This is a genomic window from Peptostreptococcus faecalis (assembly GCF_900240845.1).
In the GTDB taxonomy this organism is placed as follows: domain Bacteria; phylum Bacillota; class Clostridia; order Peptostreptococcales; family Peptostreptococcaceae; genus Peptostreptococcus; species Peptostreptococcus faecalis.
This window is the reverse complement of the sequence record NZ_OERU01000009.1, coordinates 24,981-32,700: the sequence shown is the minus strand read 5'-3', so window position 1 is coordinate 32,700 and position 7,720 is coordinate 24,981. Positions and strand designations below refer to the sequence as shown.

Annotated in this window: 6 protein-coding genes; 4 read left to right on the top strand and 2 right to left on the bottom strand. The window is 31.6% G+C overall.

Features of this window, described 5'->3' with window-relative positions; all coding sequences use genetic code 11:
- From C0982_RS09060 to rsmG, 4 genes are all read left to right on the top strand, one after another.
- Positions 1–1,214: cell wall-binding repeat-containing protein (locus C0982_RS09060; RefSeq protein ID WP_207653247.1), on the top strand; the 1,214-nt coding region annotated here is incomplete at its 5' end.
- 379 nt (positions 1,215–1,593) lie between these two features.
- The gene (mnmE, locus tag C0982_RS09055; protein WP_101773894.1) at positions 1,594–2,976 is read left to right on the top strand and encodes a tRNA uridine-5-carboxymethylaminomethyl(34) synthesis GTPase MnmE; all 1,383 of its coding nucleotides are present in this window, start codon (positions 1,594–1,596) and stop codon (positions 2,974–2,976) included.
- A 22-nt stretch (positions 2,977–2,998) separates the two neighbouring features.
- Complete coding sequence (gene mnmG, locus C0982_RS09050) at positions 2,999–4,882, top strand: tRNA uridine-5-carboxymethylaminomethyl(34) synthesis enzyme MnmG (protein WP_101773893.1); 1,884 nt, start codon at positions 2,999–3,001, stop codon at positions 4,880–4,882.
- A gap of 3 nt (positions 4,883–4,885) precedes the next feature.
- A complete protein-coding gene (rsmG, locus tag C0982_RS09045) occupies positions 4,886–5,620 on the top strand; it encodes a 16S rRNA (guanine(527)-N(7))-methyltransferase RsmG (RefSeq protein ID WP_101773892.1) in 735 nt (244 codons plus the stop codon).
- 166 nt (positions 5,621–5,786) lie between these two features.
- Here rsmG and C0982_RS09040 read toward each other — a convergent pair whose 3' ends face one another.
- The gene (locus C0982_RS09040; RefSeq protein WP_101773891.1) at positions 5,787–6,935 is read right to left on the bottom strand and encodes an aminotransferase class V-fold PLP-dependent enzyme; all 1,149 of its coding nucleotides are present in this window, start codon (positions 6,933–6,935) and stop codon (positions 5,787–5,789) included.
- Positions 6,936–6,959: 24 nt separating this feature from the next.
- Positions 6,960–7,550, bottom strand: a complete 591-nt coding sequence (locus C0982_RS09035; protein WP_101773890.1) for a GerMN domain-containing protein — start codon at positions 7,548–7,550, stop codon at positions 6,960–6,962.
- Between the last annotated feature and the right edge of the window lie 170 nt (positions 7,551–7,720).

Here is a 7,720-nt window from a genome sequence, read left to right as displayed (position 1 = left end):
AATGGGAAAAAGAAAAGGTGAGTTTAACATTAGAGCCAAATGGAGGAAAGTTTGGAGATAATACAACAGAACCAAAGGTAGTCCCAGTAGAAAAAGGTGAAAAAGCTACAGAGGAAAAACCAACAAAGCTTAATTACAAATTTGACGGTTGGTACACAGATAAAGAATTTACAAAACCATTTGATTTCAATACACCGATAAATAGTGCGATAACACTATATGCAAAATGGACAAAAGATGATACTAGTTCTCCGGGTACTGGTGGAGGAACAGTAAATCCTCCAACTACAAAGGCAACAGCAGTATTAGCAAACGGAAAGAAGTTCACAGATGTATTGACTGCAACAGTATTAGCAAATGAAAGAAATGTTCCAATTCTTCTTACTGACACTGATAATGTTACTACTGAAACATTGAATGAATTAAAAAGACGTGGAATAGGTGATGTAATAATATCAGGAGGGTTAGACTCAGTATCTAAGAAAGTTGAAGAGCAGTTAAAAGATTTTAATATAGTTAGATATGCTGGAGCAGATAGATATGGTACGGCAAGAGAAATAGGTAAGGCAGTAAGAAGCATAACAGGTAAAAATGATGGAGCATTTTTGGTAGATGGAACTAATTTCCCAGATGTAATTACAATTTCATCATTAGCAGCTAATAAGAGACTTCCAATACTACTTACTAATCCAAAGAATCTTACAAAAACTACTGAAAATACTATTAAAGATTGGAATATAAACAATATAACAATCGGTGGTCAAAATAATTCAGTAAGTGCTAACATTCAATCTAGATTAAAAGAAGATTTAAAAATTAATAATGTTTCTAGAATTGGTGGAGCAGATAGATATGAAACTGCATCATTAATAGGTAAGGAAGTAAGAAGCGCAACAGGAAATACAAAGGATGCGATATTAGTAGATGGAACTAATTTCCCAGACGGTATCACTATAAACAGTTTAGCAGCTAAGTTTAAAGCACCGATATTGCTTACAAATCCTAATAAACTTACAACTATAACAGCTAATGATATAAATAACTGGAAATTAGATAGTATACTTGTAGGTGGAGGAGAAAATTCAGTATCTAAGTCAATTTATGACGGATTAAATGTTACAAATAAAGAAAGAATATCAGGTGCTGATAGATACTCTACAGCAGTGAAGATATCTCAAAGACTTGATAGAATTTCAACTCCAATAGGAAGATAACTTATATACAAAATATTAGAAATAATGATATAATGAATTAGAATAAATAAGAGGTGCTATTTTTATAATAGTTCCTCTTATTTTTATGTCTAGTATATAGTAAATATAATTGTTTATCTGTTATAATAGTTAAGAAGAATAACCGTAGATGAATAGATTAAAAGAAAACTGTAGACGAATAAATTTTGAAAATTGTAAAATTGATGTACGTATAGTCTTTTTTTATTTATTGGGTATAAGAAAATTGTATTAAAATAATTTGTATAGTAATTAGAATGAAAAGTAGTACAGGAATATTTTATGATATAATAATAAATTATGTTTTTATAATAAAGATCTAGTTATTAGGTGGTATAGATAAATATACAGGGAGGTATAAATGTTTATAGATGATACAATAGCTGCTATAGCTACAGCTCCTGGAGAAGGTGGAATAGGAATAATTAGAATCAGTGGAATAAAATCTACTGAGATAGCAAGGAGTATATTCAAACCATTCTATAGAGAATCTATAGATCAATATAATGATAGAACTCTAGTGTACGGAAATATTGTGGATGAAGATGGAAGCAAGATAGATGAAGTTTTATTAGCTGTAATGAGGGGTCCGAATTCCTACACAGCAGAGGATGTTGTTGAGATAAATTGCCATGGAGGCATTATTTCTTTAAGAAGGATATTAGAACTAACATTAAAAAAAGGTGCAAGAATAGCCGAACCAGGTGAATTTACAAAAAGAGCTTTTTTAAATGGAAGAATTGATTTGTCTCAAGCAGAGGCAGTAATAGATATTATAAATGCAAAAACCGAACAATCGCATGAAATAGCTCAAAATCAGCTCGAAGGAAGCTTGTCAAAAAAGATAAGAAATCTTAGAGATGATATAACAGATGTTCTCGTACAGGTAGAAGTTGCAATAGATTATCCTGAAGAGGACATAGAGTTTATTACTTATAAAGAGCTTATTCAAAAAACAGAGGATATACAAAAAGAAGTAGTGAGTATGTATAAAAACTCTGATACTGGGAAAATACTTAGAGAAGGTTTAAAAACAGCCATTCTTGGAAAACCAAATGTAGGAAAGTCGTCTCTTATGAACCTCATTTTGGGAGAGAACAGAGCAATTGTAACTGATATTCCGGGTACAACAAGAGATGTGATAGAGGAATTTGTGAATGTTAAGGGAATACCATTAAAGATTGTAGACACTGCAGGGATAAGACAGACAGAAGATGTTGTCGAAAAGATTGGTGTTGAAAAATCAAAAGACCATATGAAAAAGTCAGATCTAATCTTGGTTGTAATGGATCATTCGAGAGAACTCGACAAAGAAGATTTGGAAATATTAAAAAATATAGATAAGAACAAGACTATAGCTATTATAAATAAAATAGATTTAAATTCTAAACTGAATTTAGATACTATAAAAGAATACGTATTTGAAGAAAATATAATAAGTATATCGGCATTAAAAGGTCAAGGGCTAGAAACTCTACACGACAGAATAGAAAAAATGGTATTTGAAGGGCATATAGCAAATTCATCAGAAATATTAGTCACAAATTCAAGACAAAAAGATGCCATATATAAGGCAATGACATCTATAGAAGATGCAATATCAGCATTGAAAGATAATATGTCATATGATTTTATAGAAGTAGATTTAAAAGACGCATGGAATAGTTTGGGATATATAAATGGAGACACGGTATCTGAAGATTTATTAGATACTATATTCCAAAACTTTTGTATAGGAAAATAGAGAAAGATTTGAAAGGAACAGAATGGAAAAATTTGAAGCAGGAAATTACGATATAATAGTTGTTGGTGCAGGTCATGCTGGATGTGAAGCAGCACTAGCATCAGCAAGAATGGGAATGAAGACATTAATGATAACATTGTCATTAGATGCAATAGCAGCTCTTGCGTGCAATCCGTCTATTGGTGGAACAGGTAAGGGACAATTGGTGAAAGAAGTAGACGCTCTAGGTGGGGAAATGGGGCTGAATATAGATAAGACATATATACAAAGCAAGATGCTAAATACAGCAAAAGGACCAGCTGTACATTCTCTAAGAGCACAAACAGATAAAAATTTATACCACAGAGTAATGAAAGAAACTATAGAAAATCAAGAAAATCTTGATTTAGTTATGGATGAAGTTGAAGAAATTCTACACGAAGGAAATCTAGTGACAGGAGTAGCAACTAGATTAGGATGTAACTATAGAGCTAAAATGACAATACTTGCGACGGGGGTATATTTAAAATCAACTATATTTATAGGGCATGATACTTTTGATGAAGGTCCAAATGGTTTTGGGTATGCGAAAAAACTTACAGATAGTTTAGTTGAATTAGGTCTGTCTATGAGAAGGTTTAAAACAGGTACGCCAGCCAGAGTGCATAGAGATAGTATAGATTTTTCGGTTATGCAACCTCAACCAGGTGATGAAGAGGTAACACCATTCTCTTTTATGAATGACAATATAGAAAAAGAACAAGTAATGTGTTATTTGACTAGAACTACACCGTATACAAAAGAGCTTATCCAAGAAAATATCACAAGAAGTGCTATGTATAGCGGAAACATAGAAGGAACAGGTCCGAGATACTGCCCGTCTATAGAAGATAAGATAGTTAAGTTTTCTGATAAAGAAACACATCAACTATTTATAGAACCAGAAGGGCTAGATAATAAAGAAATGTACATTCAAGGTGTGTCTACTAGTTTTCCTCTTGATATGCAGATAAAAATGTACAGATCTATAAAGGGGCTTGAAAATGTAAAGATAATGAGACCTGCATATGCAATTGAATACGACTGCATAGATCCTACTCAACTGAAGTCAAATCTTGAAATAAAGGGAGTAAAAAATCTATTTTCAGCAGGTCAGTTCAATGGAACCTCTGGATACGAAGAAGCTGCAGCTCAAGGGTTGGTTGCTGGAATAAATGCAGTACTTAAAATAAGAGGAGAAGAACCTTTTGTAATAGATAGATCTGAAGGATATATTGGTGTATTGATAGATGATTTGGTGACTAAGGGAACAAATGAACCTTATAGAATGATGACTTCTAGAGCTGAATACAGGCTATATCTTAGACAGGATAACGCAGATATGAGACTTACTCAAAGAGGGTATGACATAGGTCTAGTAAGCGAAGAAAGATACAACAGATATTTAAACAAAAAAAAAGCAGTAGAAGAAGAAATAGAAAGATTGAAAACAGATAGAATAACTCCTAATGAAATAAATGAAATACTAGAAGAAAAAGGATTAGTTACTTTAAATAATGGTTTATCTTTATATGAATTTTTGAAAAGACCTGAAATTGATTATTCAATATTAAAATTGGCAGGCAAAGATGGAGATGAAGCTATATCTGATGAAGTCAAAAAGCAGGCTGAAATAATGACAAAATATGAAGGGTATATAGCAAAACAAATGAAGCAGATAGACCAATTTAGAAAATTGGAAAAGAAAAAGCTTTATGAAGACTTAAATTATGATGAAATAGACGGGCTTAGATTAGAAGCAAAGCAAAAATTAAATGAAATAAAACCAGCCTCAATAGGTCAGGCATCCAGAATATCAGGTGTTTCTCCGGCAGATATATCTGTGCTGTTGATATACCTTGAACAGAAAAGAAGAGGTGGAAAATAAATTATGAACAGTGAAACTTCAACTGAAAATATAGATATATTAAGAAATGGACTAGTTAGTTTCGGAATTAATCCAGATGAAATTATGCTAGATAGATTTGAAAAATACAGAGAAATACTAGTAGAATATAACAAAGTTATGAATTTAACTGGTATTACTGAGCAAAAAGAGGTATATATTAAGCATTTTTTAGATTCAGTAGCTATCTTAAAAGAAGGATATATAAAAGATAATATGTCTGTCATTGATGTAGGAACTGGAGCTGGATTTCCTGGGTTTCCATATAAGATATGTAATCCGACTCTAAAGTTGACTTTATTAGACTCTTTAAATAAAAGAATAAACTTTTTAAAGGCAGTGGGAGAAGGCTTGGAATTTGAAGATATAGAGTATGTACATGGAAGAGCTGAGGATATTGCAAAAGATAAAAATCATAGAGAAAAATATGATATATCAACAGCTAGAGCTGTAGCAAACCTGCCAGTACTGCTGGAATTATGTGTACCATACGTCAAGATAGGAGGCTTCTTTATATGTCTTAAAGGACCTAATGTTGACAAAGAGCTATCGGAAGCTAAAAAAGCAATGAATATTTTAGGTGTTGAAATGGTAGAAAAAATAGATGTATCTCTTCCAGATGAAGAATTGAATCACAATATATTGGTATTCAAAAAAATAAAAAAGACTCCTAACAAATATCCAAGAAAAGCTGGAACACCAGCTAAAAGTCCGCTGTAAGAATCATATTAAGAATGTACTATAATATGCGTTAGTAGTCAGCAATATAATTTACATAATAAAAAATCAAAAAAGATAAAAATGAAAAAAGCACCATTGAACAATATTTACTTTACAGTAAAATTGATCAATGGTGCTTTTTTTATAATCTGACTAATTTAATCAACTATTTTACATAATCAGATGAAATTTTCTTTAAAGCTTCAATTGCTTTATCTACGTCTTCCTTTGTGTTAAAGAATCCTAAACTGAATCTTACAGCACCTTGTTCTAATGTTCCGATAGATTTATGTGCAAGAGGAGCACAGTGTATTCCAGATCTAGTAGCGATGTCAAATTCACTATTTAATCTAAATGATATTTCTCCTGAATCCACATCATTTATGTTTATTGCTATTACAGCAGCTCTCTTTTTTGAATCTTTAGGTCCGTATAATTTCACTCCAGGAATTTTTAAAAATTCATCTATCATATATTGAGATAAATATTCTTCATGTTCTCTGATTTTATCGATTCCAGTGCTTAGAATAAATTCTACTCCGGCACCAAGACCGACTATTCCAGGGGTATTGTGAGTTCCAGACTCATACTTGTCTGGATATAAATCAGGCTGTACAATTTCCTCTGATTGGCTGCCTGTACCACCTTCTCTTTGACTTCTTAGTCTGATTTCATCTTCTACATACAATATTCCTGTCCCTTGTGGCCCGAGCAATCCTTTGTGACCAGGAAGAGCTATCATATTTGCATTTATAGCTTTTACATCTATATCATATATACCAGCAGATTGAGATGCATCTATTAAATACTTTATATTATGTTTTTTTGCTATTTCCCCAATTTCTTTTATATCGACTAAAGTTCCTACTACATTTGATGCGTGTGTAGTTACAATTAGAGTTGTATTTTCTTTTATAGAAGATTCGATATCTTTAGGATTAACAAATCCTTCTGTATCAGCCTGTACAAATGTATGCTCAACTCCAATTTTTTCTAATTCCATTATTGGTCTAAGAACAGAATTATGTTCCATTGTAGTAGTAATTACGTGATCTCCTGGATTTAAAAAACCCTTTATAGCAAGATTCAGAGAATCTGTTGCATTAAACGTAAATACAACATTCATTGGATTGTCAATATTAAACAATTTAGCAACTAAAGATCTTGAATCTTCAACAGCTCTTGCAGATTCTATTGCCATTTTATGTCCAGATCTACCAGGGTTGGCACAATAAGTTCTCATACATTCGTCCATAGATGTATATACTGATTCAGGCTTTGGGAATGTTGTAGCAGCATTATCTAAATAAATCATTTTAATTAAATCACCCCTTATTTATTATTTAAAATTTAAATATTCTCCTTCTTCAAGAACAATGTGTCCACTTGAATAGTTTTTACCATCTACTGTTAATTTAACTTTTTCAACATGGAAAGATTTAATTAAACTGTTAGCAAAAGCCTGTAGTGTTAATAGTTCTGAACTAGAACCTTGATCAAAATTTATAAAGTTACTGTTTACGTCAACAGAAATAATTCTAACACCATCTACTTCATTAACTTTTGCAGTGTTTACTTTAGTTCCTTCAGGAAGAACTTTTTCTTTTACTAATTCAGTAATTATATTTCCTACGCTCACCTCATCTACCTTTTTAGTATGAGGAGTCATTTTTTCTGAATTAATATCAAACGTATAATAAGTTATTTCAGCTTGTTTCTTGTCTGTATTATTAGATGTAGAATTGTCTTTATTTTCATTTTCCTTTTGTTCAACATTTTCGTTTTGTTGAGTTTCTTCATTTTTAGTCTGCTCTTGTTGAGTTTCTTGCTTTGCAGGTTCCTGTTGAGTATTACTACATCCAGCTAGAGAAGTAGAAATAATCAACAATCCTGACGCCAATAGCGCTTTTGATTTACTGTTGATCTTCATATATATAACCTCCTATCAGATTAACGGTTTAAGTTAAATTAATTTATTTAACTTGTGTATATTATATCACATACTGTAAAATAATAGCATAATTATACGCATAACATTGTTAGTTGTATCACCAATAATGTCTAGTTATTGCAATACACTCAATATAAACGTTTTCATAA